We start from the raw sequence: 24,556 nt of genomic DNA on the forward strand, positions 1-24,556 counted from the left end.
GGGAGTGCGTGGCCTTCGCCCTGGCGGGGGGGTTTGGACTGGCGGGGGGGTTGTTGGGGGGGGGGGGGGGGGGCCGAACCCCCCTACCGGCCCAAACCGGGCGCCCGGGGCCCCCGGCGCCCCCGCGGCCGGCTGCAGTGGAACGCGGGGGCGTCAGCCCTCGTCGGAGCTCTTGAGAGCCTCCATGGCCCGCTCGGTCACATCGGTGACCTTGCCGAGCGCGGAGATCGTGACCACCAGGCCCTGGGCCCTGTAGTAGTCGATGATCGGCTCGGTCTGCGTGTGGTAGACCTCGAGCCGCGTACGAACCGTCTCTTCGCTGTCGTCGTCGCGCTGGTACAGCTCGCCGCCGCACTCGTCGCAGACGCCGCTGGCCTTCGGCGGGTTGTACGTCACGTGAAAGACGTGAGCGCTCTCGTTACGGCAGATGCGGCGGCCCGCGATGCGCTTGACCACCTCGTCCTCGGGGACCTCCAGGTCGAGAACCGCGTCCAGCTTGACGCTCTCACTCCTGAGCATCTCGTCAAGCGCCTCGGCCTGCCCCACGTTGCGCGGGAAGCCGTCGAGCAGGAAGCCGTTCACGGCGTCCGGCTGGGACATGCGGTCCTTGGCCATTCCGATGGTGACTTCGTCCGGCACCAGCTGTCCCGCGTCCATGTAGGCGCGGGCCTGCTTGCCAAGGTCGGTGCCCTGGCTGATGTTGGCGCGGAAGAGGTCGCCCGTGGAGATGTGCGGAATCGACAGGTTCTTGGCAAGGTACGCAGCCTGCGTTCCCTTGCCGGCACCGGGCGGCCCGACGAGGACGATTCGCATCAGCGGAGGAACCCTTCGTAATTGCGCTGCTGGAGCTGACTCTCAATCTGCTTCACGGTTTCGAGACCAACACCCACGATGATCAGGATGCTTGTCCCACCGAACGGGAAGTTCGCGTTCGCACCGCCGAAGCCTGCCAACGCCATCGTCGGCACCAGAGCGATCAGACCCAGGTACAGCGAGCCCGGCCAAGTAATCCTGTTGAGCACGTAGCTCAGGTACTCGGCAGTAGGTCGACCAGCCCGGATACCCGGGATGAAGCCACCATACTTCTTCATGTTGTCGGCGACTTCCTCGGGGTTGAACGAAATCGCCACATAGAAGAAGGCGAAGAACACGATCAACAGGAAGTACGTCGCGATGTAGTACGGGTGGTCGCCCTTGACGAAGTGGTCCTGGATCCAGGTAGCCCAGCCCGCAGTGGAGTTGGAGAACTGGACGATCAGAGCCGGGATGTAGAGCAGCGAAGAGGCGAAGATGACAGGAATCACACCCGCCTGGTTCACCTTCAACGGGATGTAGGTGGACGTACCACCGTACGACCGGCGGCCGATCATCCGCTTCGCGTACTGCACCGGAACCCGGCGCTGGGCCTGCTCGACGAAGACGACGAGGCCGACCATCACGAAGCCGATCAGGATGACTGTGATGAATTCGATCCAGCCGTCGGCGAGCTTGCCGCTCTCCTTGATGGCCCACAGGGCGCCGGGGAAGCTGGCAGCGATCGAGATGAACATCAGGATCGACATGCCGTTGCCGATGCCGCGGTCGGTGATGATCTCACCGAGCCACATGACGGCGGCAGTTCCCGCGGTCATGGTGACCACCATCACGACGGTCGTGAAGATCGACTGGTTGGGGACGATCTGGTCGGCGACAGGGCAGCCGCTGAACAGTGCCCCACTGCGGGCGGTTGCCACCAGGCCGGTGCCCTGGAGGATCGCCAGCGCCACGGTCAGATAACGCGTGTACTGCGTGATCTTGCCCTGGCCCGACTGTCCCTCCTTCTTGAGGGCTTCCAGCCGGGGGATGACGACGGTCAGCAACTGAAGAATGATGCTGGCCGTGATGTACGGCATGATGCCGAGCGCGAAGATCGTGATCTGCAGCAGTGCACCACCGCTGAACATGTTCACCAGGCCGAAGAGGCTGTTATTGCCCTTGCTTGCCTGATCAACACAAATCTGGACGTTCTCGTAGCTCACCCCCGGAACGGGAATGTGCGCCCCGAGACGGTAGAGCACGATGATGCCGAGCGTGAAGAGCAGCTTCTTGCGCAGGTCGGGCGTCTTGAACGCCCGGGCGAACGCGGTGAGCACGGTGCCTCCTGCGACCCCCGCGCAATGCGTAGAGGTGACGGTCTTGAGGATCGACGATTAGGTAACAGTCAATGGTTCCCGGACGTTTGCCCAGGACGTACCACAGCAACAGTGGACGCCACCTTACCGGCGGACATGCCCCCCTAGGAACGACCAACCGGGGATGCCCCATATGAGAGGCATCCCCGGTCGGATGTTCAGACCACCGACTTGTCCGTGTTGTCTCAGACGAGTTCGGTGACGGTGCCGCCTGCGGCACCGATCTTCTCCTTGGCGGAGCCGGAAACGGCGTCAACCGAAACCTGCAGTGCCACGGAGATCTCGCCCTGTCCGAGGACCTTGACGAGGTGGTTGTTGCGCACAGCGCCCTTGGCGACCAGATCGGCCACCGTGACCTCTCCACCCTCGGGGTAGAGCGTCGCGAGCTTGTCCAGGTTCACGACCTGGTACTCCGTGCGGAACGGGTTCTTGAAGCCCTTGAGCTTCGGGAGACGCATGTGGAGGGGCATCTGGCCACCCTCGAAGCGCTCCGGAACCTGGTAACGAGCCTTCGTACCCTTGGTACCACGGCCTGCGGTCTTACCCTTGGACGCCTCGCCACGACCCACACGGGTCTTGGCGGTCTTGGCGCCCGGGGCAGGCCGGAGGTTGTGGGCCTTCAGCGGGCTGTTCTCCGCCATGTCAGTCAACCTCCTCAACCGTCACGAGGTGGCGGACGGTGTGAACCATTCCGCGGAACTCGGGGCGGTCCTCCTTGACAACTACGTCGTGCAGGCGCTTGAGCCCGAGCGAACGCAGCGTGTCGCGGTGGTTCTGCTTGCTGCCGATGTACGACTTCGTCTGCGTGATCTTGAGGCGAGCCATTACGCACCCGCTCCCGCACGTGCACGAAGCAGAGCCGCGGGGGCGACGTCCTCGAGGGGCAGACCACGGCGAGCCGCGATCTCCTCGGGACGCTGCAGGCCCTTGAGGGCCGCCACGGTCGCATGCACGATGTTGATCGGGTTCGAAGAACCGAGCGACTTCGACAGGATGTCGTGAACGCCGGCGCACTCCAGAACGGCGCGCACCGGGCCACCGGCGATCACACCGGTACCGGGGGAAGCAGGCTTGAGCAGAACGACGCCCGCAGCCTTCTCGCCCTGGATCGGGTGAGGGATGGTGCCCTGGATACGCGGAACCTTGAAGAAGCTCTTCTTGGCCTCTTCAACGCCCTTGGCGATGGCCGCGGGAACTTCCTTGGCCTTGCCGTAACCGACACCGACGCTGCCGTCACCATCGCCCACCACGACCAGCGCGGTGAAGCTGAAGCGACGACCACCCTTCACGACCTTGGCGACGCGGTTGATCGCGACGACACGCTCGACGTACGCGGTCTTCTCGGCTGCGGCGCCGCCGTCACGGCCCTTCCGGTCCCGCCGCTCGCCGCCACCGGCACCGCTTCCGCGGCGCTGGGGTCCAGCCATTGGATTTACCTCTCTCTGTTACGTCCGCTGTGCGTAGGAACCGGGGCTTAGAACTTCAGCCCGGCTTCACGGGCGGCGTCAGCCAGAGCGGCAATCCGCCCGGCGTACTGGTTGCCACCGCGGTCAAACACGACGGCCTCGACGCCTGCGGCCTTGGCGCGCTCGGCGACCAGGGCCCCGACCTGCTTGGCCAGGGTGCTCTTGTCACCCTCGCCACCACGGATGGAGGCGTCCAGGGTCGATGCCGAGGCGAGCGTGTGGCCCGCGACGTCGTCGATGACCTGAGCGACCATGTGGCGGTTGGAACGCGTCACAACCAGGCGCGGCCGCTCCGGCGAACCGGAGATGTGCTTGCGGACGCGGATGTGGCGGCGCTTGAGGGCGGCACGCTTGTAGGCGTCACCCTTGGCGATCTTTACACCGTATGCCATGGCTTACTTACCCGCCTTTCCGACCTTGCGGCGGATAACCTCGCCGGCGTACTTGACGCCCTTGGCCTTGTACGGGTCGGGCTTCCGCAGCTTGCGGATCTTCGCGGAGACCTCGCCGACCTTCTGCTTGTCGATGCCCTCGACAGTGAACTTCGTGGGCGACTCGACCTTGAAGGTGATGCCCGCAGGGGCCTCGATGAGGATCGGGTGGCTGTAGCCCAGGGCGAACTCCAGATTGGAGCCCTTCGCCTGAACTCGGTAACCGACACCGCTGATCTCGAGCGCCTTGCTGTATCCCGCGGTCACGCCGGTGATCATGTTCGCCACCAGCGTGCGGGACAGGCCGTGAAGGGCCTTGTTCTGACGCTCGTCGTTAGGGCGGACGACGTTGAGCACGCCGTCCTCACCCTTGGTGACCTCGATCGGCGCGGCAACGGTGTGCGAGAGGGAACCCTTGGGGCCCTTCACTGCGACCGTGCGGCCATCGATGGTGACGTCCACACCGGCGGGAACCTGGATGGGGAGCTTGCCGATTCGCGACATGAGCTATTCCTCCGTTCCCGACTACCAGACGTAGGCGAGGACTTCCCCACCTACGCCCTTCTTGCTGGCCTGCTGGCCGGTCAGGAGACCGTGGGACGTGGAGATGATCGCCACGCCCAGGCCGCCGAGAACCTTCGGCAGGTTGGTGGACTTTGCGTATACACGCAGACCCGGCTTCGAAATGCGCTTGATGCCGGCAATCGAACGCTCGCGGTTGGGCCCGAACTTCAGCTCGAGGACGAGGTTCTTGCCAACCTCGGCGTCCTCGACCTTCCAGCCGGTGATGAAGCCCTCCTGCTGGAGGATCTCCGCGATGTGCGACTTGATCTTGCTGTGCGGCATTGCGACATCGTCGTGATACGCCGAGTTCGCGTTACGCAGACGCGTGAGCATGTCTGCGATCGGATCAGTCATGGTCATGAGTTGGCCTTCGGCCTCTCTCGCCGGGGTTTCCTGTATGCGCCATCCCTCTCCCCACTCAGTGGCGGGACGGGTGCGGTGCGGGGACCTACGGCGTAGTAAGTCGGTCAGGGCGGCAGGCGCCCAACCCTTCAAGCCTACGGCATGAAGAGACGGGCTCCTGCCGACCAGATACTTACCGAGAGCTTTCTGGTCCTCCCAACGCCCAAAGGGCGAAGGAGAATTACCAGGAGCTCTTGGTCACGCCCGGCAGCTCGCCACGGTGAGCCATCTCACGAAGGCACACGCGGCACAGGCCGAACTTGCGGTAGACGGAGTGGGGCCGGCCGCAGCGCTGGCAGCGGGTGTACCCGCGCACGCCGAACTTCGGCTTACGGGCGGCCTTAGCGATCAGAGCCTTCTTCGCCACGGTCAGTTCTCCTTGAACGGGAAGCCGAGGTGACGAAGCAGGGCACGACCCTCGTCGTCGTTGGTCGCCGTGGTGACCACGGTGATGTCCATGCCCCGGACCCGGTCGATCTTGTCCTGGTCGATCTCGTGGAACATGACCTGCTCCGTGAGACCGAAGGTGTAGTTGCCACGGCCGTCGAACTGCTTCGGCGACAGGCCGCGGAAGTCACGGATACGCGGAAGCGCGAGCGACAGCGTACGGTCCAGGAACTCCCACATGCGGTCACCACGAAGGGTGACGTGGCAGCCGATCGGCTGCCCCTCGCGCAGCTTGAACTGCGCGATCGACTTGCGGGCCTTGGTGACGGCCGGCTTCTGGCCGGTGATCGTGGTGAGGTCCCTGACGGCACCGTCGATCAGCTTGGAGTCGCGGGCGGCGTCGCCCACACCCATGTTGACCACGATCTTGACCAGACCGGGGACCTGCATGACGTTCTCGTACGAGAACTCCTCACGCAGCTTGCCGGCGATTTCCTCGCGGTAGCGCGTCTTGAGACGCGGCGCAGTGGTGGTCGTCATCAGATGTCCTCACCGGTCCGCTTGGCAACGCGGATCTTCTTGCCCTCGTCGTCAAAGCGGTAGCCGACGCGGGTGACGACCTTGTTACCGTCCTTCTCCACGACCAGCTGAACGTTGCTGACGTGAATCGGGGCCTCGGTGGTGACAATGCCACCCGTCTGCGAGCCGCGAGCCGTCTGACCGGCCTTGGTGTGCTTCTTGACCCGGTTGACACCCTCGACGAGAACACGGTCCTGCGTGGGATAGGCCACAATGACCTTGCCCTGCTTGCCCTTGTCCTTACCGGTGATGACCTGAACCAGGTCGCCCTTCTTGATCTTCATGCTTACAGCACCTCCGGCGCGAGCGAGATGATCTTCATGAACTTCTTCTCGCGCAGCTCTCGGCCCACCGGGCCGAAGATACGGGTGCCGCGGGGGTCGCCGTCGTTCTTGAGAATGACAGCGGCGTTCTCGTCGAAGCGGATGTACGAGCCATCCTGACGACGACGCTCCTTGACGGTGCGAACGATGACGGCCTTGACGACGTCACCCTTCTTCACGTTGCCACCGGGGATCGCGTCCTTGACGGTGGCGACGATGACGTCACCGATGCCCGCGTAGCGGCGACCCGAGCCACCGAGAACACGGATGGTGAGAATTTCCTTCGCACCCGTGTTGTCGGCGACGCGCAGTCGCGACTCCTGCTGGATCACGTCTATCTCCTGATCGTCTGCCGGTTCCCGGCGGGGGCTCCGGTGAAGGAGCCCTCGCCGAGCCTGGCGGAACTTGCCTGAGGGGGGTGCCCTTCAGGAATTACTTGGCCTTCTCGAGGATCTCGACGATGCGCCAGCGCTTCGAAGCGGACAGCGGACGCGTCTCCATGATGATGACGCGGTCGCCGACGCCTGCAGCGTTCTGCTCGTCGTGGGCCTTGAGCTTGTTCGTACGGCGGATGACCTTGCCGTACAGCGCGTGCTTCACGCGGTCCTCGACAGCGACGACGACAGTCTTGTCCATCTTGTCGCTGACGACGAGACCCTCACGGGTCTTGCGGAAGCCGCGGTCGGTGTTCGTCTCAGTCACAGTCTTCTCGCTCATCAGGCGCTCTCCACCGTCTCGATGCCCAGCTCGCGCTCGCGCATCAGGGTGTAGATCCGGGCGATGTCCTTACGGACGGACTTGAGCCGACCGTGGTTCTCGAGCTGTCCGGTCGCCGCCTGGAAGCGGAGATTGAACAGCTCTTCCTTGGCCTCGCGGAGCTTGTTGAGAAGCTCCTCGCCGCCCAGCTCGCGCAGCTCGGACGCCTTGGTACCGGCCGACATCACGACTCACCTGCCTCGCGCCGAACGATCCGGCACTTCATCGGAAGCTTGTGAGCAGCGCGGGTAAGCGCCTCACGAGCAATCTTCTCGTTCGGGTAGGACAGCTCGAACATCACCCGACCCGGCTTGACGTTCGCGATCCACCACTCGGGAGAACCCTTACCGGAACCCATGCGGGTCTCGGCAGGCTTCTTCGTCAGGGGACGGTCCGGATAAATGTTGATCCAGACCTTGCCGCCACGCTTGATGTGGCGGGTCATCGCGATACGAGCTGCCTCGATCTGGCGGTTCGTCACGTACGCCGGAGTCAGCGCCTGGATGCCGTACTCGCCGAACGCAACCTGCGTGCCACCCTTGGACATACCGCTGCGCTTCGGGTGGTGCTGCTTGCGGTGCTTGACCCTACGGGGGATCAGCATTTCGGTCAGGCCTCCGTTCCGGTGCTCTCAGCCGGAGCAGCGGCGGCGGGAGCGTCGGCCTTGGGGGCCTCTGCTGCCGGCGCGGACTGCTGCGGCTTGCGGCCGCGGCCGCCACGCTCGCCGCCACTGCGGCCACCGCGGCCAGCCGGACGGTCAGCGCCGCCACGAGCCGGACGGTTACCGGCGCGGGCCGCGGCGTTCTCGGCGCGAACCTCGGCGATGTTCTTGACGTCGCCCTTGTAGATCCAGACCTTCACGCCGATGCGGCCGAAGGTCGTCTTGGCCTCGAAGAAGCCGTAATCCACGTTCGCACGGAGGGTGTGCAGGGGCACGCGGCCCTCGCGGTAGAACTCCGAGCGGGACATCTCGGCGCCGCCGAGGCGGCCACCGCACTGGATCTTGATGCCCTTGGCGCCGGCCTTCATCGTGCTCTGCATGCTCTTACGCATGGCACGACGGAAGGAGACGCGGGAGGAGAGCTGCTCGGCGACGGCCTGAGCCACCAGCTGAGCGTCCACCTCGGGGTTCTTGACCTCGAGGATGTTCAGCTGGACCTGCTTGCCGGTCAGCTTCTCCAGCTCGCCACGGATGCGGTCGGCCTCGGCGCCACGGCGACCGATGACGATGCCCGGGCGGGCGGTGTGGATGTCAACACGGACGCGGTCGCGGGTGCGCTCGATCTCAACCTTCGAGATACCGGCACGCTCCATGCCCTTCGTCATCATGCGACGAATGGCAACGTCTTCCTTGACGTAGTCCGCGTACAGCTTGTCGGCGTACCAACGGGACTTGAAGTCCGTGGTAATGCCGAGCCGGAACCCATGCGGGTTAACCTTCTGGCCCATTACCGGGTTCCTTCCTTGCTGCTGACGACCACGGTGATGTGGCTGGTCCGCTTACGGATCCGGTAAGCACGGCCCTGAGCACGCGGACGGAACCGCTTCAGGGTCGGGCCCTCGTCCACGTACGCCTCGCTGATGACCAGCGAAGAGGCGTCAGGGTGGTCGTAGTTGTGTGCAGCGTTGGCGATGGCGCTGTCGAGCACCTTGCCAACCGGCACGCTCGCGGCCTGCGGGGCGAAACGCAGGACCGCCTGAGCCTCCGTGGCATCCATGCCACGGATGAGGTCCACCACTCGGCGGGCCTTCATGGGCGTGACGCGGATGTACCGCGCCTGGGCCCTGGCTTCCATGGTTGTCCCTTCAGTGTGAGTCGTCATAGTCGTTTCCACCCCGCGCTAGCGGCGCTTCGACTTCCGGTCGTCCTTGACGTGGCCGCGGAAGGTGCGAGTCGGCGAGAACTCGCCGAGCTTGTGGCCGACCATCGACTCGGTGACGAACACCGGGACGTGGATCTTGCCGTTGTGCACCGCGATGGTGTGACCCAGCATGGCCGGGATGATCATCGAGCGACGGGACCAGGTCTTGATGACGTTCTTGGTGCCAGCTTCGTTCTGTACGTCCACCTTCTTGATGAGGTGGCCGTCGACGAAGGGCCCCTTCTTGAGACTGCGCGGCATCTAAACCCGCTCCTAGCGCTTCTTGTTCGTCTTGCGGCGGCGGACGATGTACTTGCTCGATGCCTTCTTCGGCGAGCGAGTACGACCCTCCTTCTGACCCCACGGCGAGACCGGGTGACGTCCACCGGAGGTCTTGCCTTCACCACCACCGTGCGGGTGGTCAACCGGGTTCATCGCAACACCGCGGACGGACGGGCGTACGCCCTTCCAGCGCATGCGACCGGCCTTGCCCCAGTTGATGTTCGACTGCTCGGCGTTGCCGACCTCACCGATGGTGGCGCGGCAGCGGGCGTCGACCAGCCGGATCTCACCGGAAGGCATACGAAGGTGGGCCATCGTGCCCTCCTTCGCCAGCAGCTGCACGGAGGCACCCGCGGAACGGGCGAACTTCGCGCCGCCGCCGGGCCGCAGCTCGATGGCGTGGATGGTCGTACCGACCGGGATGTTGCGCAGCGCCAGGTTGTTGCCCGGCTTGATGTCTGCAGCCGGACCGTTCTCGACGCGGTCACCCTGCGACAGGCCACGGGGGGCGACGATGTAACGCTTCTCGCCGTCCGCGTAGTGCAGCAGCGCGATGCGCGCGGTGCGGTTCGGGTCGTACTCGATGTGCGCGACCTTGGCCGGCACGCCGTCCTTGTCGTGACGACGGAAGTCGATCACGCGGTAGGCGCGCTTGTGTCCGCCACCCTGGTGGCGAACAGTGATCCGACCGGCGTTGTTACGGCCGCCCTTGCTGTGCAGGGGGCGGACCAGCGACTTCTCCGGCGTGGACCGCGTGATCTCGACAAAGTCGGCGACGCTGGAGCCACGACGGCCCGGGGTCGTCGGCTTGTACTTGCGGATACCCATTTCTCAGTCCTCGTCCGATTCCGGACGACTCGACCTCCGTCAGGAGGTCGGGCCGCCGAAGATGTCGATCCGGTCGCCCTCGGCGAGGGTCACGATGGCGCGCTTGGTGTCAGCACGCTTGCCGAAGCCGGTCTTGGTCCGCTTGCGCTTGCCCTGCCGGTTGATCGTGTTGACCCCGGTGACCTTGACCGAGAAGACCGCTTCCACGGCCTGCTTGATCTGGGTCTTGTTGGAACCCGGCGCGACGATGAACGTGTACTTGTTCTCGTCGAGCAGCGCGTAGCTCTTCTCGGACACAACCGGCTTGACGAGAACGTCGCGCGGGTCCGAGTAGGTCTTGCTCGTGATGGTCGAGCTGGTAACGGTCGCCTCGCTCATCAGGCGTCGCTCCCTTCGGTCTCAGCGGTCTGGGGGCCAGACACGAAGGACTCGAAAGCGGCCTGAGTGAAGACCACGTCGTCAGAGACGATCACGTCGTACGTGTTCAGCTGGCCCGGCTCCAGGATGTGCACCTGGGGCAGGTTGCGTGCGGACAGCCACGCGGCCTCGTCGGCGCGGTCGACGACCAGGAGCAGGTTGCTGCGCTCCGAGATCTTGCCGAACAGCGTCTTGGCGGCCTTCGTGGAAACTCCACCCTCGACCACGCCGGTGACGACGTGGATGCGGGAGTGACGCGCCCGGTCGGAGAGGGCACCGCGCAGGGCGGCGGCCTTCATCTTCTTCGGGGTGCGCTGCGAGTAGTCACGCGGCTTCGGGCCGTGGACGACGCCACCGCCCGCGAACTGCGGCGCGCGGGTCGAGCCCTGGCGGGCGCGGCCGGTGCCCTTCTGGCGGTAAGGCTTGCGGCCACCACCGCGGACTTCACCGCGGCGCTTGGTCGAGTGCGTGCCCTGACGGGCAGCTGCCAGCTGTGCGACAACGACCTGGTGGATCAGCGGAACGCTGGTCTTCGCGTCGAAGATCTCCGCGGGGAGCTCGACGGTACCGGCCTTGTCGCCTGCCGGCGAAAGGATGTCAATGGTGCTCATTACCTCAAGCCCCCTTGGCCGCGGTACGGACCAGGACGAGGCCGCCGTTCGGACCGGGGACTGCGCCCTTGATGAGGAGCAGACCCTTCTCCGCGTCAACCGCGTGGATGGTCAGGTTCTGGGTGGTGACGCGCTCGTTGCCCATCCGGCCGGCCATGCGCATGCCCTTGAAGACACGCCCAGGGGTGGCGCAGCCACCGATCGAACCGGGGGAACGGTGCTTGCGCTGGACGCCGTGGCCGGCGCCGAGGCCCTTGAAGTTGTGACGCTTCATGACACCGGCGAAGCCCTTGCCCTTGCTCTTGCCCGTGACGTCAACCTTGACGCCGGACTCGAACACCTCGGCAGTGATCTCCTGGCCCAGCGTGTACTCGCTGGAGTCAGGGGTGCGGAGCTCCACCAGGTGGCGGCGCGGGGTCACGTCGGCCTTGGCGAAGTGGCCCTTGAGGGGCTTGTTCACCTTGCGCGGGTCGATCTCGCCGAAGGCGATCTGGACCGACTCGTAGCCGTCGCTGTCGTTGGTGCGGACCTGCGTCACGACGCACGGACCGGCCTTGACGACGGTCACCGGGACAACCCGGTTGTTCTCGTCCCAGACCTGGGTCATGCCGAGCTTCTCGCCCAGGACGCCCTTGATGTTCTTGCTCATCTCGGCCCGTCCCCTCAGAGCTTGATCTCGATGTCGACGCCAGCCGGCAGGTCGAGGCGCATCAGCGAGTCAACCGTCTTCGGCGTGGGGTCGAGAATGTCGATGAGGCGCTTGTGCGTGCGCATCTCGAAGTGCTCGCGAGAGTCCTTGTACTTGTGCGGCGACTTGATGACGCAGTACACGTTCTTCTCAGTGGGCAGCGGCACCGGGCCTGCGACCGACGCACCAGTGCGGGTCACCGTCTCGACGATCTTCTTCGCCGAGGAGTCGATGACCTCGTGGTCGTAGGCCTTGAGCCGGATGCGGATCTTCTGTCCCGCCATGGCTACTAGTAGTCCTGTCTCTCATAACGCTCTGGAACCCGGGAGTTCTACTGACTCCACCTCCGACCCACGCGGTCGGGCGTGTCGCATCCCCTCTACGAAGATCTCCCGAAGGATTTCCCAACCAAGGGGGTGCGGGCCTGAGACCTCGCGGCCGGGGGCAAAACACCCACCGGGTGCCTGGTCTGCGCCCTGCTGAACTTCCCGAAAGATTCCCGTACGTCCGACCCGCAGGGGGTCGACGAGTACTGTGGGACTCGCTTCCGGTCCTCCCGGCGGGAGGCGCGCAGCATTGACACTCAACCGAGCAACCTGGCTAGTGTGCCATACGGGTCGCAGGCCTGGCCAATCGGGCGGAGGATCTTACCCCCCGTGGTCGAATGGTCAAACGCGGGCACGCTCCGGGCCGCCGCCGAGCCCGCGCACCCCTGCTGCGAAACTCCCCCGGTGGATACGAACACATGCCCTACCTGGACGCTGCGCCCCGCTGACCTGCGGGACGTCGAGACGATCGTGGAGCTCCGGGCGGCCGTGATGCGCCCCGATCTGGAGCGTCTGGGCCGCTACGACGAACATCGCGTACGGCAGCGGCTTCGGGACGGCTTCTCCGCCGAGCACACCTCGGTCGTCCTGGCCGAGGGAACCTTCGCCGGCTGCGTCGCCCTGAGCCCGCACCGGGGCGGACACCGGCTGGAGCACTTCTACCTCTCCCCCGCCCACCAGGGCCGGGGTCTCGGCTCCGCCGTCCTGCGCGGGCTCCTGGCCCGCACGGACGCCGAGGGCACCGAAGTCCGACTGAACGTGCTCCAGGGCAGTGCGGCGAGACGTCTGTACGAGCGCCACGGCTTCGTCCTGGAGGACGAGGACCCCGTCGACGTCTTCATGGTCCGCGCACCCAGGACCTGAGCCGGGCAACCTACCCGCACCCATCTCCGTCTACCCCCTCGCAGGAGCGGGCCGACCAGCCTGACCTGCACCGAGTTGGTCGTACGCAGCACAGGACCGCCCAGGCGTCCGCTGCGGGGGAAGCGGAAGCGGACGGAGTGCGCGGCGTGACGGATCGACCTGCCCTGCCCACACGAGGGGTGCCCCGGCGCACCACCCTGCTGGCGGCCACCTCCGCGGCCGCCCTCAGCGCCTGTTCCGTACCGGCCCCACGGCGCCGGAACCCCACGCCGAACCCTGCCCCGGGCTTCATGATCAGCAGTTCGCGGCGGGCCCTGCTCATGCAGATCCTCGCCCATCCGGACGACGACCTGTACTTCATGAACCCGGACACCCGGGAGATGCTCGACGCCGGGACACCCCTGGTCTGCGTCTATCTCACGGCGGGCGAGGCCGACGGCGTCAACAAGGTCCCCGGCACCGCGCGGCCGGCCCCGGACAGGGCCGCGTACTCCTCCTCGCGCCACCAGGGCCTCCGGCAGGCGTACGCGACCCTGCTCGGGCTCGGGAGGTTCACCCCCTGGCAACGGTCCGTCGTCACTCTGCAGGGCCGCCACCGGGCCGAGATCAACGTGCTCGCCAACGGTGCGCGCCGGGTCGAACTGATCTTCCTCAACACCGCCATGCACACCTCGCACGGCCGTCTCGGGCTGCCGAGTCTCTGGCGGGACCGTCACCTGGTGCTGCGCACCGTCGTCGCCGCCGGCTCACCGCTGCGCAGAGCCGGTTCGTATACGTACGAGAGTCTCATCGACGTACTCGCGGGGCTGCTGGAGCGGTACCGGCCGACCGTCGTCCACACCCTGGACCCCGACCCGGACATCCAGCACAGCACCGAGGCGGTCCGCCGCCGGGACAGCGAGCAGCGCGGTTACTCCGACCATGCCGACCACACGGCTGCCGGCTGCTTCGCCTGGGCGGCGATGATCCGCTGGGCGGCCAGGTCGACCGCGGGCGGCGGGTCCGTGCCCGGCTTCGCCGTCACCTCGTTCCGCGGCTACTACAACCGGCACTGGCCCAAGAACCTGCCGGCCGGTGTGCTGGCCGAGAAGGCCGGCCACCTCGTCCCGTACGGCGGGTCCCCGGACTGGGAGTGCGGCAATCCGTCCGGGTGCGGGGACTACAACGTGGGCGGCGACCGGCCCCTGACCAACCGCAAGGGCTGGGTCCGCTCCACCCACCACCGCTACCCGGGCACCCGCACGGTCCTGGCCTCCGGCCCGGACGGACGGCTCTGCGCGTACGGGGTGCTGGGCCTGCGGGTGGTGCGATGGCGTGAGACCGAGGCGGACAGCGGCGTCTGGGACGCCCCGCAGGACCTCGGAGGCGGACCGCTCGCGCCCGTACTGGGCAGCGCCACCACGTACGGCGGCGAACTGCTGCTGTTCGGGCTCAGGTTCGCGGCACTCTCCGGCCACGGCGGCGACAACGAGCGCGAGATCGTACTGCTGGAGCAGCGGGCCGGCGACGGCGGCTTCCGCGCCTGGCGCGGCCTCGGCAATCCCTCACCCGGCCACGACGAGGGACGCCGCATCGGCGTACCGGTGGCCGTCACCGCACCGGACGGGCGCGTCCACCTCTTCGTACGCAACGCGGAGAAGGGTCTCAGCACCCGGGTGCGCGAGAGGGACGGCCGGTGGGGCGGCTGGCAGGACATGGGCGGCGGCGAGGTCCAGGACGGGTTCGTCCCCGCGGTGGACGGTGCCGGCCGGGTCCATGTGTACGGGGCCGGGCATCATGCGCTGCACCACTGGACGCAGGACGGTCCCGGTCACGGCCTGACCGCCCGCACGCAGATCGACGCCGGCCCGGTGCCCGGCACGTCCCCTGCCGCGCTGCCCGCCGTGGACGGGTCCGTGGAGCTGTACTACCGCGCCGAGGCCGGTCCCGCGTTGACCGCAGTCCGCGCGGGAGCTGCGGCGGTGCTGCCCGGCTTCGACGGGTACGGCCCGGTCACCGCCGCGGCCTCCCCGCGCGGCCCCGTGCTGCTCGGCCGGACTGCAAAGGGCCGGGTCCAGCTCCGTACGGCCGAGGCGCTCTTCGTACGGTCGCGCGGGGTCGTGGCACTGGACGGGGCCGCGCTCCACCTCGGGGAGGACGGGCGGCCGACCGTGGCGGGGCTGGGCACGGACGCGCTGCCCTGGCTCTGGCGTCCGTAGGCCGAACGCGACGCCACGAACGCGACGGCTCAGCCGCTCGGTTCGGGTGCCCGCTCCGCCCTCCTGCGGATCAGGCCGACGCGGATCTCCCTGGCGGCGCCCGCCAGGGTCCGCTGACGGCCATGAAGGGAACGAAGAAGAGCAGTGGCGTCAGCCTGTAGTGGCGCAATGGTTCTCCCGTCCTCCATGGACACGCCGGTGCCCACGGACTGCTGCTGCCCACGGACTGCCGCTGCCCGGCCGGGGGTGCCGGGCGTCCGCGTCACCGTTCCGGCGCACCGGCGCACCGGCCGCGGCCCGGGCGGCCGATGACGGCGGGCGCCCTCCAGGACGGCGTCGCGTCGGCAGGCGACCGGCGGACCACGGCCGAAAACGCCCCGCGTACGGCGAAGGGCCCCGTACCTCTCTCGCGAGAGGTACGGGGCCCTTCTGGTGCTCTGTGCGGAGCTACCAGGTCAGACGATCAAGTAATTACTTGAGGATCTTGGTGACCTGGCCGGCGCCGACGGTCCGGCCACCCTCACGGATGGCGAACTTGAGGCCCTCTTCCATGGCGACGGGCTGGATCAGCGAGACGTTCATGAGGGTGTTGTCACCCGGCATGACCATCTCGGTGCCCTCGGGAAGGGTCACAACGCCCGTTACGTCCGTGGTACGGAAGTAGAACTGCGGGCGGTAGTTGTTGAAGAACGGGGTGTGACGGCCACCCTCGTCCTTCGACAGGATGTAGGACTGCGCCTCGAACTCGGTGTGCGGCGTGACCGAACCCGGCTTGATGATGACCTGGCCGCGCTCGACGTCCTCGCGCTTGATGCCACGAAGAAGCAGACCGACGTTCTCACCGGCCTGGCCCTCGTCGAGCAGCTTGCGGAACATCTCGATGCCGGTGACCGTGGTGGTGGTCTTCTCGGTCTTGATACCGACGATGTCGACGGTCTCGTTGACCTTCAGGACACCACGCTCGATGCGGCCGGTGACGACCGTACCGCGACCGGTGATCGTGAAGACGTCCTCGATGGGCATGAGGAACGGCTTCTCGACGTCACGCTCGGGCTGCGGGATGGACTCGTCGACGGCCTTCATCAGGTCGAGGACGGTCTGGCCCCACTCCTTGTCACCCTCGAGCGCCTTGAGCGCCGAGACCTTGACGACCGGAAGGTCGTCGCCCGGGAACTCGTACTCGGAGAGGAGCTCACGGACCTCGAGCTCGACGAGCTCCAGGATCTCCTCGTCGTCCACCATGTCGGCCTTGTTCAGCGCGACAACGATGTACGGAACGCCGACCTGGCGGGCCAGGAGCACGTGCTCCTTGGTCTGCGGCATCGGGCCGTCGGTGGCCGCGACCACGAGGATGGCGCCGTCCATCTGCGCCGCACCCGTGATCATGTTCTTGATGTAGTCGGCGTGACCCGGGCAGTCGACGTGCGCGTAGTGACGCGACTCCGTCTGGTACTCGACGTGCGCGATCGAGATCGTGATACCGCGCTGGCGCTCTTCGGGAGCCTTGTCGATCTGGTCGAAGGCCGAGGCCTCGTTCAGGTCCGGGAACGCGTCGTGCAGCACCTTGGTAATGGCGGCCGTGAGGGTCGTCTTACCGTGGTCGATGTGACCGATGGTGCCGATGTTGACGTGCGGCTTAGTCCGCTCGAACTTTGCCTTCGCCACTGGGGTCCTCCTGAGTGGTTCTGTACGCCTTGCTTCATCGGCGCCAGGTGATCTTTGCTGGGATGCCGGTGCCGGGGGCATTCGCCGCATTGCTTACGCGCTGCGACGAATGCCCGGCCAGGCTCCGGTGATAAGCCTAAAGCGTGGACTCGGAAGAGTTACTCGCCCTTGGCCTTCGCGATGATCTCCTCGGCGACGTTCCGCGGAACCTCGGCGTAGGAGTCGAACTGCATCGAGTAGCTTGCGCGACCCGAGGTCTTGCTGCGGAGGTCTCCGACGTAGCCGAACATCTCCGAGAGGGGCACGAGGCCCTTCACGACGCGAGCGCCGCTGCGCTCCTCCATGGCCTGAATCTGGCCACGGCGGGAGTTGAGGTCGCCGATGACATCGCCCATGTAGTCCTCGGGCGTGGTGACCTCGACGGCCATCATCGGCTCGAGGAGCACGGGTGACGCCCTGCGGGCACCCTCCTTGAACGCCTGCGAACCGGCGATCTTGAAGGCGAGCTCCGAGGAGTCGACCTCGTGGTAACCGCCGTCGAGAAGGGTGATGCGAACACCGACCATCTCGTAACCGGCCAGGATGCCGAACTTCATGGCCTCCTGCGCGCCCGCGTCCACCGAGGGGATGTACTCACGGGGGATGCGGCCACCGGTGACCTTGTTGACGAACTCGTACGACGCGTCGCCGCCCTCGATGGGCTCCATCGCGATCTGCACCTTCGCGAACTGGCCGGTACCACCAGTCTGCTTCTTGTGCACATAGTCGATGCGCTCGACGGTCTTGCGGATCGTCTCGCGGTACGCGACCTGGGGCTTGCCGACGTTCGCCTCGACGCGGAACTCGCGCTTCATGCGGTCGACGAGCACCTCGAGGTGAAGCTCGCCCATACCACCGATGATGGTCTGGCCGGTCTCCTCGTCGGAGTGCACCTGGAAGGAGGGGTCCTCCTCCGAGAGGCGCTGGATGGCGACACCCAGCTTCTCCTGGTCACCCTTGGACTTGGGCTCGATGGCGACCTGAATGACCGGTGCCGGGAAGTCCATGGACTCCAGGATGACCGGCTTCTTGTCGTCACACAGCGTCTCACCGGTGGTGGTCTGCTTCAGGCCCATGACGGCGACGATGTCACCGGCGCCCACCGACGCGATCTCCTCACGCTTGTTCGCGTGCATACGGTAGATCTTGCCGATGCGCTCCTTCTTGCCCTTGACCGAGTTCAGCACCGCGGTGCCGGCCTCGAGGCGACCGGAGTAGATCCGGACGAAGGTGAGCTTGCCGAGGTGCGGGTCGCTCGCGATCTTGAACGCCAGGCCGGAGAACGGCTCGTCGTCCGAAGGCCTGCGCTTGACAACAACCTCGGGGTCCTTGACGTCGTGGCCTTCGATGGCCTCGACGTCCAGGGGGGAAGGCAGGTAGCGGACGACCGCGTCGAGCAGGGGCTGGACGCCCTTGTTCTTGAACGCCGTGCCACAGAACACCGGGGTGACGGTGACGGAGTCGGCCGTACCCTTCGACGCCAGGGTGATACGGCGGATCGCCGCGTAGAGCTGGTCCACGGAGGGCTCGACGCCCTCGAGGTACAGCTCCATCATCTGGTCGTCGTTCTCGGAGACGGCCTCGAGCAGCTTGCCGCGCCACTCCTCGGCCGCCTCGACGTGGGTGTCCGGGATGTCGACGGTGTCGTACATCTCACCCTTGGCGGCCTCGTCCGACCAGACAAAGGCCTTCATCGTCACGAGGTCGACGACGCCCTTGAAGTCGGCTTCGGCGCCGATGGGAAGCTGCATGACCAGCGGAACCGCACCGAGGCGGTCCACGATCATGTCGACGCAGCGGTGGAACTCGGCGCCGGTGCGGTCGAGCTTGTTGACGAAGCAGATACGCGGCACGCCGTAGCGGTCCGCCTGACGCCAGACAGTCTCGGACTGCGGCTCGACGCCCGCCACACCGTCGAACACGGTGACGGCACCGTCGAGGACGCGGAGCGAACGCTCCACCTCGACGGTGAAGTCGACGTGACCCGGGGTGTCAATGATGTTGATCGTGTGATCAACCTCATTGAGCGGCCAGTGGCAGGTCGTCGCGGCGGACGTGATCGTGATGCCGCGCTCCTGCTCCTGCTCCATCCAGTCCATCGTGGCTGCGCCGTCGTGGACTTCACCGATCTTGTACGAAACGCCGGTGTAGAAGAGGATCCGCTCGGTGGTGGTCGTCTTGCCCGCGTCGATGTGGGCCATGATCCCAATGTTGCGGACCTTGGCCAGGTCAAGCGAAGTGGTGGCCATAAGGCTCAATCTTCTCTCGGTCTCGATGGGGTAAGCGACTACCAGCGGTAGTGCGCGAAGGCCTTGTTGGACTCGGCCATCTTGTGGGTGTCCTCGCGCTTCTTGACAGCTGCGCCAAGACCGTTGGAGGCGTCGAGCAGCTCGTTCATGAGGCGCTCGGTCATGGTCTTCTCGCGGCGTGCGCGGGAGTAACCGACGACCCAGCGCAGAGCGAGGGTGGCGGCACGACCGGGCTTGACCTCGATCGGCACCTGGTAGGTGGCGCCACCGACACGGCGGGACTTGACCTCGAGCGAGGGCTTGACGTTCTCAAGCGCGCGCTTCAGCGTGATGACCGGGTCAGCGCCGGTCTTCTCGCGGAGGCCTTCCATGGCGCCGTACACGATCCGCTCGGCGGTGGAACGCTTGCCGTTGAGCAGGATCTTGTTGATCAGCGAGGTGACAAGAGGAGAACCATAGACCGGGTCGATGATGACCGGGCGCTTCGGGGCGGGGCCCTTACGAGGCATTCTTACTTCTCCTTCTTGGCGCCGTAGCGGCTGCGGGCCTGCTTGCGGTTCTTGACACCCTGGGTGTCAAGGGAGCCGCGGATGATCTTGTAACGAACACCCGGCAGGTCCTTCACACGGCCGCCACGCACGAGCACGATGGAGTGCTCCTGCAGGTTGTGTCCCTCACCCGGGATGTAGGCCGTGACCTCGATACCGGAGGTCAGACGCACACGCGCGACCTTACGGAGTGCCGAGTTCGGCTTCTTCGGGGTGGTCGTGAACACACGCGTGCAGACGCCGCGACGCTGGGGCGAACCCTCGAGCGCGGGCGTCTTGTTCTTCTCGACCTTGTCCTGCCGGCCCTTCCGGACCAGCTGCTGAATCGTAGGCACTACTTCTCCGGTTTCTGTGTGCCGTCGGTGAAACTAACCTGGAACACTCGCCGACCCACGCGGTCGGGTGTGTCGAATACTGCAAGCTCCTGCCCTGAGGCAGAAGGAGCGCAGATTGCGGTGGCCACTTACGGACTCGCCATGCGGTTGAGGACACGCACCCGAGCCCAGGCACACCCCAGGCACAAGGCTTGAGCGTACCTACCTCACGGACTGCGGTCAAAACAAATGCCCCGGAGCGCGCGGCCCGCAGTGCGCGGGGGACGCCACGGCGAGACGCTCCGGGCCAAAACCGGCTTTCTCCCCGCGCGCGGCGCTCACTGCCAGTAGTTTGACCTGCCCGCTGCGTCGACGGGCGGGCCACCGGAGCCGCCACCCGACAGCGGGACGGGTACCGGGGCCGGGGACAGGGCCGTCCGCGCCGGGACGGGACAGTCAGCGCGTGATGCGCAGGGGGGCACGATGACCATGCTGGAACCGCCGGGGGGCCACGGGCTGGACGACCGCGTTCCCTTTCTCGCCAGGCTGGAACGGGAGGACCGCACCGCACTCCTCGCACTCGGCAGCGTGCTCCGCTTCGGGACGAGGTCCGCGCTCATCCACCAGCAGGAACCGTCCTCCCACGTCCTGCTGGTCACCGCGGGCTGGACCAAGGTCACCGCCTCCGCCGCGAACGGCTACGAGGCGCTCCTGGCCCTGCGTGGCCCCGGTGACATCGTCGGCGAGTCGTCGGCCCTGACCGGCCGCGCGAGATCGGCCACCGTCACCGCGCTGGAGCCGGTGGAGGCGGTGGCCGTGGAGCACGACCTCTTCAAGGAGTACCTGTCCCGGTCCCCCGCCGCGTCCTTCACCCTGCTCGGGCTGACCTCCGACCGCACCAGGGCCGCCGACCGCCGACGGCTGGAGTTCGCCTCGCTGACCGTGCGGGAGCGGTTCGCCGTACTGCTCCTCGATCTGGCCCGCACCCACGGCGTACGCACCCAGGAGGGCATCGAGCTCGCCGTGCCGCTGAGCAAACAGGAGCTCGCCGGCTCCGTCGGGGCGTCCCGGGAGATGGTGCAGCGGCTGCTCAGGGACCTGCGCGCCCGGCAGGTGGTGTCGACCGGCCGGCGGAGCCTGCTGATCCTGCGGCCGGACGTCCTGCGCCAGATAGCCCGGGCCCAGGAGCCCGCGGGCTGACCTCGCCCGCACCGGCCGGCTCCCGGGCGGCTCCCGGCCGGCTCCCGGGCGGCTCCCGGCCGGCTCCCGGGCGGCTCCCGGCCGGCTCCCGGCCGGCTCCCGGCCGGCTCCCGGGCGTACGTACACACGGTCACACTTTCAGTGAGTCATCTGCCCTCACCGGTCCGGATCCGGCGGGCCCAGGCTGCTGCCACTCGCAGATCACCGAGAGGCAGCCATGACCGACCCCGTGAGCCGCACCATCCTGCTGTTCGACATCGAGCGCTTCAGCGAACGCGACGACATCGAGCAGAACTACCTGCGGCGCATGCTCTACGACATCGCCGACCGCACGCTCACAGCGGCCGGGATCGGGGAGGACCGGCGGGTCCGCGCCGACCGGGGCGACGCGGTCATGGAGCTGATCGACGCGAACGCCTCGGTGACCACGCTGCTGCGGGCGCTGCTGACCGAGACCCCCGTACAGCTGCACGGGGTCAACCGGATGGCGTCGAGCAGCGCCCAGATCCGGCTGCGGGCCGTCCTCGCCACGGGGTACGTCGCGATCGACGAGCGGGACGGCTGGGTGGGCTCCGACCTGAACCATGCCTGCCGGCTGCTGGACGGCGACGTGCTGCGGGCCGCCCTGCGCGAACGTACGGGCGATCTGGCGCTGTGCGTGTCGGAGGACGTGCACCGCGGGATCGTCCGGCACGGCCATCCCGGCATCGTGCCGGAAGAGTTCCGCCCCATCACCGTGGCAGGCAAGAACGGCCCGATGAAGGCCTGGCTGCACGGCCCGGTGCCAGGGGCGGGAACGGTCGCGGCGCACGGGGGCGCCGCGGCCGGCACGGGGGAGGCGGCGCACGGGGGCGTCACCCCCGCCACGGGGAGGGCGGCGCACGGGGGCGCCGCCGGCGGGTCGCCGGAGGGGGTGGACGGGGGCTCCTCCGGCGGCCCGGCATCCGGGACGGCGGGCGGTGCCGTGTTCCACTTCCGAGGCGGCGCGCCCTCCTTCGGCGGCAGCCTGGTCGGCGGTGACCTGCACGGGGTGAGCGGCGGGCACGTCGGCGGAGACGTGGTGCTCGGCAGTACCGGCGACGGCCGCCCCGAGGGTCTGCGCGGTCCCCGCCCCTGCGACACGCCCGCGGACGGGGGTGACCACCGATGAGCCAGGAGCCGGCCGAGCCGGCCGGCCACGGTCCCGGCAGCGCCTCCGACAACCCCGGCGGCGCTCCCGACGCACCGGAGGCACCTCAGCCCGGGGACGGCGCGCCCTCCCCCGCATCCGACGCCCCGGAGGAGGAGGCGGAACAGCCGCAGGACGCCTGGAGCGCGCGCCGCGACCTCTACGCGCACAGTCCCGCCATCATGGTCGGCGCGTCGGCACGCTTCGAGGGCGGGCTGAGCGGCCGCGACCAGCACGGCGTCAGCGGCGGACACGTCGTCGGCGACGTGATCATGGGCTCCAAGACCGAGATCTATCAGCTCGGGGTCCCCAGCGACACGCACACCTCCGGCCTGATCCCGCAGGACAGCCTGGACCGGACGGCTGTCCTGTTCGTGCCCGGCGGGGACGGGTCGGCGTTCGCCGGACTCGTGGAGCGGCTGAGGACGGAACGTGTCCTCGTGCTTTCCGGCCAGCACTTCACCGGCCGCCGCACCGCCGCCCTGATGCTCCTGAACCGGCTGGGCGCCACTTCCGTACGCTCCCTCGACCGCGACACCACCCCCGCCGCACTGGCCGGGCTGCTCGACGGCACCCGCGGCCATGTGCTCTGCGACCTCGCGCTCCGCCGTGCCCAGCCCCTGCGCGACACGCACCTGCTGGCCCTGCGCGAGAGGCTCGTCGAGCAGGACGCCCATCTGGTGATCACCGTGGATCCGGCCGCGGCGCTGGAGGACGTACCCGTCGCGCACTGGCAGCCCCCGCAGTCGCGTGCCGTCCTGGAGGCACATCTGGCGGCGCTGCTGGACGACCACGCAGGCCCCGGAGCGGACGCCGTGGCCGCGCTGCTGGAGCACAGTTCCGTCAAGGAGTTCCTCGACCGCGGCCACCAGCTGCGCGAGGTGGCCGCCTTCGCCCGGCTGCTGGCGCGCATCGCCCTCGGCCGGGCCGCCGGGCACGACCTGGAGCACTTCTCCCTCGCGGCTCTGGAGAGCCAGGTCGAGGAGTGGTTCGGTGATCCGTCGGCCTCCCTCTCCGACAAGGCCTTCCTCGTCTCGCTCGCCGCGTTCAACGAGGCTCCGTACGCCCTGACCGCCGAGCTGAGCGATGTGCTGTACGCGCTGCTCCAGAAGACCGAGGACCCCTCGAAGCCTCCCCTCGTACCCGTCTTCGGCAACGCGGCAAGCGGTCGGCTGAACCGGGCGCGCGCCGAGCGGTACGAGGAGAACGAGGTGACCGAGTGGGGCCCGGTCGCCCAGCGCAAGGCCCGGTACCGCGACGACCGCGCCGCCCTTGTCCTGCTGCGTGAGGTGTGGACCGGCCACCCGTCCGCCCGCCCGGCCCTGGTGGCGTGGCTGGACAGGCTCGCCGACGACGGACGCCCCCTCGTACGGACCCGCGCCGCCTCGACCGCAGCCGTACTCGCCGCGGCGGACCTGCCGTCGGCGATGGCCCTCGTCATCACCCGCTGGGCCACGTCGCGCCGCTACCGTCAGCGACTCGTCGCGGTGAACGCCCTCACCCTGGCCCACTTCCTCGGGGCCCCCAACGTCCTGCGAATCCTCAGCAGTTGGTGCGCGGGCGGCGACCGCAGGGAACGCTGGGCGGCGATCCGCGCCTATGCCCTGATCGGCCCCGCCCATCCGGCGGAGGCGCTGCAGGCCCTGCGCTCCGTGGCCCGTACGCACTTCATGGCGGGTGACGGACTCGGCGGCGACACCGGCGGGCTCGCCGAGGAGATCGACGAACTCGCGTCGTCCGTGGCCCTGTTGCTGCTCTCCCCGGCCGGCGGGCAGGTGCTTGCGGAGATGGGGGGCTGGCTGGGCGACGAACCCGCCCTGCGCGATCTCGCCCTGCGTTCCTTCCTGTCCGCGTGTGCGCACCCCGAGGACAGCGATTCCACGGCGTCCCCGGCCCCGCTGCTCGAGTGGTACGCCGTGGCTGCCGCCGCGCGCGCCCCTCAGACCCGGGACATCGCGGGCCTGTGGACAGCCGCTCTCCGCGACCGCCACCACACGGAGGACGCCCTCGGGGTCCTGCGCGCATGGACGTGGTCCGCGGACCATTCCCCCCGCGCGGAGGCGGCTCTGGCCGCGCTGCTGCCCGACCTCGTCGAGACCGACACCGACCGCAGGCGGCTCGCCCATCTGCTGCGCACGATGCCCGCCGAGGACGGCGGTACGACGCCGCCTCCGGTCGCGGGCCGGCTGCTGGCCGTCGTCGATCCAGGCTGAACCAC

Annotated in this window: 32 protein-coding genes; 5 read left to right on the top strand and 27 right to left on the bottom strand. The window is 67.7% G+C overall.

Features of this window, described 5'->3' with window-relative positions:
• Positions 1-153 precede the first annotated feature (153 nt).
• The 23 genes from ACFWBQ_RS28845 to rpsJ form a co-directional block, all read right to left on the bottom strand.
• A complete protein-coding gene (locus ACFWBQ_RS28845; protein ID WP_385501828.1) occupies positions 154-813 on the bottom strand; it encodes an adenylate kinase in 660 nt (219 codons plus the stop codon).
• Entirely contained in the window at positions 813-2,132 is a 1,320-nt protein-coding gene (gene secY, locus ACFWBQ_RS28850) for a preprotein translocase subunit SecY (RefSeq protein ID WP_385501831.1), read from the bottom strand. Before secY ends, ACFWBQ_RS28845 begins: the two co-directional genes overlap by 1 nt.
• Before the next feature lie 224 nt (positions 2,133-2,356).
• Positions 2,357-2,812, bottom strand: a complete 456-nt coding sequence (gene rplO, locus ACFWBQ_RS28855) for a 50S ribosomal protein L15 (RefSeq protein WP_385501834.1) — start codon at positions 2,810-2,812, stop codon at positions 2,357-2,359.
• Position 2,813: 1 nt separating this feature from the next.
• Positions 2,814-2,996 carry a 50S ribosomal protein L30 gene (rpmD, locus tag ACFWBQ_RS28860; protein ID WP_018550611.1) on the bottom strand — a complete coding sequence of 61 codons (183 nt, stop codon included), beginning with the start codon at positions 2,994-2,996 and terminating at the stop codon, positions 2,814-2,816.
• Positions 2,996-3,598, bottom strand: coding sequence for a 30S ribosomal protein S5 (rpsE, locus tag ACFWBQ_RS28865; protein ID WP_385501844.1), 603 nt, complete (start codon positions 3,596-3,598; stop codon positions 2,996-2,998). The genes rpmD and rpsE overlap by 1 nt, the downstream gene beginning before the upstream one ends.
• Positions 3,599-3,645: 47 nt before the next feature.
• Positions 3,646-4,029: a 50S ribosomal protein L18 gene (gene rplR, locus ACFWBQ_RS28870; protein WP_328905327.1), complete on the bottom strand. Its 384-nt coding sequence runs from the start codon at positions 4,027-4,029 to the stop codon at positions 3,646-3,648.
• 3 nt (positions 4,030-4,032) lie between these two features.
• The gene (rplF, locus tag ACFWBQ_RS28875) at positions 4,033-4,572 is read right to left on the bottom strand and encodes a 50S ribosomal protein L6 (protein WP_385501852.1); all 540 of its coding nucleotides are present in this window, start codon (positions 4,570-4,572) and stop codon (positions 4,033-4,035) included.
• Positions 4,573-4,593: 21 nt separating this feature from the next.
• The gene (gene rpsH, locus ACFWBQ_RS28880; RefSeq protein ID WP_028439249.1) at positions 4,594-4,992 is read right to left on the bottom strand and encodes a 30S ribosomal protein S8; all 399 of its coding nucleotides are present in this window, start codon (positions 4,990-4,992) and stop codon (positions 4,594-4,596) included.
• 223 nt (positions 4,993-5,215) lie between these two features.
• Positions 5,216-5,401 (bottom strand): type Z 30S ribosomal protein S14, encoded by a 186-nt coding sequence (locus tag ACFWBQ_RS28885; RefSeq protein ID WP_003948630.1) that lies wholly within the window; start codon positions 5,399-5,401, stop codon positions 5,216-5,218.
• A gap of 2 nt (positions 5,402-5,403) precedes the next feature.
• A complete protein-coding gene (gene rplE, locus ACFWBQ_RS28890) occupies positions 5,404-5,961 on the bottom strand; it encodes a 50S ribosomal protein L5 (RefSeq protein WP_014047789.1) in 558 nt (185 codons plus the stop codon).
• The gene (rplX, locus tag ACFWBQ_RS28895) at positions 5,961-6,284 is read right to left on the bottom strand and encodes a 50S ribosomal protein L24 (protein ID WP_056796587.1); all 324 of its coding nucleotides are present in this window, start codon (positions 6,282-6,284) and stop codon (positions 5,961-5,963) included. The genes rplE and rplX overlap by 1 nt, the downstream gene beginning before the upstream one ends.
• A 2-nt stretch (positions 6,285-6,286) precedes the next feature.
• Entirely contained in the window at positions 6,287-6,655 is a 369-nt protein-coding gene (gene rplN / locus ACFWBQ_RS28900) for a 50S ribosomal protein L14 (RefSeq protein ID WP_003966950.1), read from the bottom strand.
• Positions 6,656-6,755: 100 nt separating this feature from the next.
• Positions 6,756-7,040, bottom strand: a complete 285-nt coding sequence (rpsQ, locus tag ACFWBQ_RS28905) for a 30S ribosomal protein S17 (RefSeq protein ID WP_073718385.1) — start codon at positions 7,038-7,040, stop codon at positions 6,756-6,758.
• Positions 7,040-7,264 (bottom strand): 50S ribosomal protein L29, encoded by a 225-nt coding sequence (gene rpmC, locus ACFWBQ_RS28910; protein ID WP_124716937.1) that lies wholly within the window; start codon positions 7,262-7,264, stop codon positions 7,040-7,042. The genes rpsQ and rpmC overlap by 1 nt, the downstream gene beginning before the upstream one ends.
• On the bottom strand, positions 7,264-7,683 hold the full coding sequence (gene rplP, locus ACFWBQ_RS28915; RefSeq protein WP_014047785.1) for a 50S ribosomal protein L16: 420 nt from the start codon (positions 7,681-7,683) through the stop codon (positions 7,264-7,266). The genes rpmC and rplP overlap by 1 nt, the downstream gene beginning before the upstream one ends.
• 5 nt (positions 7,684-7,688) lie before the next feature.
• Complete coding sequence (gene rpsC, locus ACFWBQ_RS28920) at positions 7,689-8,528, bottom strand: 30S ribosomal protein S3 (RefSeq protein WP_385501876.1); 840 nt, start codon at positions 8,526-8,528, stop codon at positions 7,689-7,691.
• Positions 8,528-8,875 carry a 50S ribosomal protein L22 gene (gene rplV / locus ACFWBQ_RS28925; RefSeq protein WP_026290933.1) on the bottom strand — a complete coding sequence of 116 codons (348 nt, stop codon included), beginning with the start codon at positions 8,873-8,875 and terminating at the stop codon, positions 8,528-8,530. The genes rpsC and rplV overlap by 1 nt, the downstream gene beginning before the upstream one ends.
• A 45-nt stretch (positions 8,876-8,920) precedes the next feature.
• On the bottom strand, positions 8,921-9,202 hold the full coding sequence (rpsS, locus tag ACFWBQ_RS28930) for a 30S ribosomal protein S19 (protein ID WP_023539342.1): 282 nt from the start codon (positions 9,200-9,202) through the stop codon (positions 8,921-8,923).
• A 12-nt stretch (positions 9,203-9,214) separates the two neighbouring features.
• Positions 9,215-10,051 (bottom strand): 50S ribosomal protein L2, encoded by an 837-nt coding sequence (gene rplB / locus ACFWBQ_RS28935; protein ID WP_385501883.1) that lies wholly within the window; start codon positions 10,049-10,051, stop codon positions 9,215-9,217.
• A gap of 39 nt (positions 10,052-10,090) precedes the next feature.
• Positions 10,091-10,429, bottom strand: a complete 339-nt coding sequence (gene rplW / locus ACFWBQ_RS28940; RefSeq protein ID WP_031096361.1) for a 50S ribosomal protein L23 — start codon at positions 10,427-10,429, stop codon at positions 10,091-10,093.
• Positions 10,429-11,079, bottom strand: coding sequence for a 50S ribosomal protein L4 (gene rplD, locus ACFWBQ_RS28945; RefSeq protein ID WP_056796592.1), 651 nt, complete (start codon positions 11,077-11,079; stop codon positions 10,429-10,431). The genes rplW and rplD overlap by 1 nt, the downstream gene beginning before the upstream one ends.
• A 4-nt stretch (positions 11,080-11,083) precedes the next feature.
• On the bottom strand, positions 11,084-11,728 hold the full coding sequence (gene rplC, locus ACFWBQ_RS28950; protein WP_328905321.1) for a 50S ribosomal protein L3: 645 nt from the start codon (positions 11,726-11,728) through the stop codon (positions 11,084-11,086).
• 14 nt (positions 11,729-11,742) lie between these two features.
• Positions 11,743-12,051: a 30S ribosomal protein S10 gene (rpsJ, locus tag ACFWBQ_RS28955; protein ID WP_003948644.1), complete on the bottom strand. Its 309-nt coding sequence runs from the start codon at positions 12,049-12,051 to the stop codon at positions 11,743-11,745.
• Positions 12,052-12,498: 447 nt separating this feature from the next.
• Between rpsJ and ACFWBQ_RS28960 the strand changes: the two genes are divergently transcribed.
• Positions 12,499-12,957, top strand: a complete 459-nt coding sequence (locus ACFWBQ_RS28960) for a GNAT family N-acetyltransferase (protein WP_385501895.1) — start codon at positions 12,499-12,501, stop codon at positions 12,955-12,957.
• A 179-nt stretch (positions 12,958-13,136) separates the two neighbouring features.
• The gene (locus ACFWBQ_RS28965) at positions 13,137-15,155 is read left to right on the top strand and encodes a PIG-L family deacetylase (protein WP_385502041.1); all 2,019 of its coding nucleotides are present in this window, start codon (positions 13,137-13,139) and stop codon (positions 15,153-15,155) included.
• A gap of 471 nt (positions 15,156-15,626) precedes the next feature.
• Here the strand turns inward: ACFWBQ_RS28965 and tuf are convergent, their stop codons facing one another.
• From tuf to rpsL, 4 genes are all read right to left on the bottom strand, one after another.
• Positions 15,627-16,820, bottom strand: coding sequence for an elongation factor Tu (gene tuf / locus ACFWBQ_RS28970; protein WP_385501899.1), 1,194 nt, complete (start codon positions 16,818-16,820; stop codon positions 15,627-15,629).
• Positions 16,821-16,978: 158 nt separating this feature from the next.
• Complete coding sequence (gene fusA, locus ACFWBQ_RS28975) at positions 16,979-19,108, bottom strand: elongation factor G (protein ID WP_385501903.1); 2,130 nt, start codon at positions 19,106-19,108, stop codon at positions 16,979-16,981.
• A 38-nt stretch (positions 19,109-19,146) separates the two neighbouring features.
• Positions 19,147-19,617 (bottom strand): 30S ribosomal protein S7, encoded by a 471-nt coding sequence (rpsG, locus tag ACFWBQ_RS28980; protein WP_014047773.1) that lies wholly within the window; start codon positions 19,615-19,617, stop codon positions 19,147-19,149.
• Positions 19,618-19,619: 2 nt separating this feature from the next.
• Entirely contained in the window at positions 19,620-19,991 is a 372-nt protein-coding gene (gene rpsL / locus ACFWBQ_RS28985) for a 30S ribosomal protein S12 (RefSeq protein WP_003948652.1), read from the bottom strand.
• Between the two features lie 462 nt (positions 19,992-20,453).
• Between rpsL and ACFWBQ_RS28990 the strand changes: the two genes are divergently transcribed.
• The 3 genes from ACFWBQ_RS28990 to ACFWBQ_RS29000 all read left to right on the top strand — a co-directional run bounded on the left by ACFWBQ_RS28990 (position 20,454) and on the right by ACFWBQ_RS29000 (position 24,551).
• A complete protein-coding gene (locus ACFWBQ_RS28990) occupies positions 20,454-21,170 on the top strand; it encodes a Crp/Fnr family transcriptional regulator (protein ID WP_385501905.1) in 717 nt (238 codons plus the stop codon).
• Positions 21,171-21,387: 217 nt separating this feature from the next.
• Positions 21,388-22,320 (top strand): hypothetical protein, encoded by a 933-nt coding sequence (locus ACFWBQ_RS28995; RefSeq protein ID WP_385501906.1) that lies wholly within the window; start codon positions 21,388-21,390, stop codon positions 22,318-22,320.
• Entirely contained in the window at positions 22,317-24,551 is a 2,235-nt protein-coding gene (locus tag ACFWBQ_RS29000) for a hypothetical protein (RefSeq protein ID WP_385501909.1), read from the top strand. The genes ACFWBQ_RS28995 and ACFWBQ_RS29000 overlap by 4 nt, the downstream gene beginning before the upstream one ends.
• The last annotated feature ends 5 nt before the right edge of the window (positions 24,552-24,556 follow it).

It is taken from the genome of Streptomyces sp. NPDC060035, from assembly GCF_042736635.1.
Lineage (GTDB): Bacteria > Actinomycetota > Actinomycetes > Streptomycetales > Streptomycetaceae > Streptomyces.

Coding starts and splice junctions, on each gene's coding strand:
- rpmC (WP_124716937.1), bottom strand. CDS start 7,264: ATGTCGGCCGGTACCAAGGCGTCCGAGCTGCGCGAGCTGGGCGGCGAG.
- ACFWBQ_RS28990 (WP_385501905.1), top strand. CDS start 20,454: ATGACCATGCTGGAACCGCCGGGGGGCCACGGGCTGGACGACCGCGTT.
- rplV (WP_026290933.1), bottom strand. CDS start 8,875: ATGGAAGCCAGGGCCCAGGCGCGGTACATCCGCGTCACGCCCATGAAG.
- rplO (WP_385501834.1), bottom strand. CDS start 2,812: ATGGCGGAGAACAGCCCGCTGAAGGCCCACAACCTCCGGCCTGCCCCG.
- rplX (WP_056796587.1), bottom strand. CDS start 6,284: ATGAAGATCAAGAAGGGCGACCTGGTTCAGGTCATCACCGGTAAGGAC.
- rpsE (WP_385501844.1), bottom strand. CDS start 3,598: ATGGCTGGACCCCAGCGCCGCGGAAGCGGTGCCGGTGGCGGCGAGCGG.
- rplP (WP_014047785.1), bottom strand. CDS start 7,683: ATGCTGATCCCCCGTAGGGTCAAGCACCGCAAGCAGCACCACCCGAAG.
- rplE (WP_014047789.1), bottom strand. CDS start 5,961: ATGACGACCACCACTGCGCCGCGTCTCAAGACGCGCTACCGCGAGGAA.
- rplF (WP_385501852.1), bottom strand. CDS start 4,572: ATGTCGCGAATCGGCAAGCTCCCCATCCAGGTTCCCGCCGGTGTGGAC.
- ACFWBQ_RS29000 (WP_385501909.1), top strand. CDS start 22,317: ATGAGCCAGGAGCCGGCCGAGCCGGCCGGCCACGGTCCCGGCAGCGCC.
- rpsS (WP_023539342.1), bottom strand. CDS start 9,202: ATGCCGCGCAGTCTCAAGAAGGGGCCCTTCGTCGACGGCCACCTCATC.
- rpsG (WP_014047773.1), bottom strand. CDS start 19,617: ATGCCTCGTAAGGGCCCCGCCCCGAAGCGCCCGGTCATCATCGACCCG.
- rpmD (WP_018550611.1), bottom strand. CDS start 2,996: ATGGCTCGCCTCAAGATCACGCAGACGAAGTCGTACATCGGCAGCAAG.
- ACFWBQ_RS28845 (WP_385501828.1), bottom strand. CDS start 813: ATGCGAATCGTCCTCGTCGGGCCGCCCGGTGCCGGCAAGGGAACGCAG.
- rpsJ (WP_003948644.1), bottom strand. CDS start 12,051: ATGGCGGGACAGAAGATCCGCATCCGGCTCAAGGCCTACGACCACGAG.
- rplC (WP_328905321.1), bottom strand. CDS start 11,728: ATGAGCAAGAACATCAAGGGCGTCCTGGGCGAGAAGCTCGGCATGACC.
- fusA (WP_385501903.1), bottom strand. CDS start 19,108: ATGGCCACCACTTCGCTTGACCTGGCCAAGGTCCGCAACATTGGGATC.
- rpsQ (WP_073718385.1), bottom strand. CDS start 7,040: ATGAGCGAGAAGACTGTGACTGAGACGAACACCGACCGCGGCTTCCGC.
- rplR (WP_328905327.1), bottom strand. CDS start 4,029: ATGGCATACGGTGTAAAGATCGCCAAGGGTGACGCCTACAAGCGTGCC.
- rplB (WP_385501883.1), bottom strand. CDS start 10,051: ATGGGTATCCGCAAGTACAAGCCGACGACCCCGGGCCGTCGTGGCTCC.
- rplW (WP_031096361.1), bottom strand. CDS start 10,429: ATGAGCGAGGCGACCGTTACCAGCTCGACCATCACGAGCAAGACCTAC.
- ACFWBQ_RS28995 (WP_385501906.1), top strand. CDS start 21,388: ATGACCGACCCCGTGAGCCGCACCATCCTGCTGTTCGACATCGAGCGC.
- rpsH (WP_028439249.1), bottom strand. CDS start 4,992: ATGACCATGACTGATCCGATCGCAGACATGCTCACGCGTCTGCGTAAC.
- rpsC (WP_385501876.1), bottom strand. CDS start 8,528: ATGGGCCAGAAGGTTAACCCGCATGGGTTCCGGCTCGGCATTACCACG.
- rplD (WP_056796592.1), bottom strand. CDS start 11,079: ATGAGCACCATTGACATCCTTTCGCCGGCAGGCGACAAGGCCGGTACC.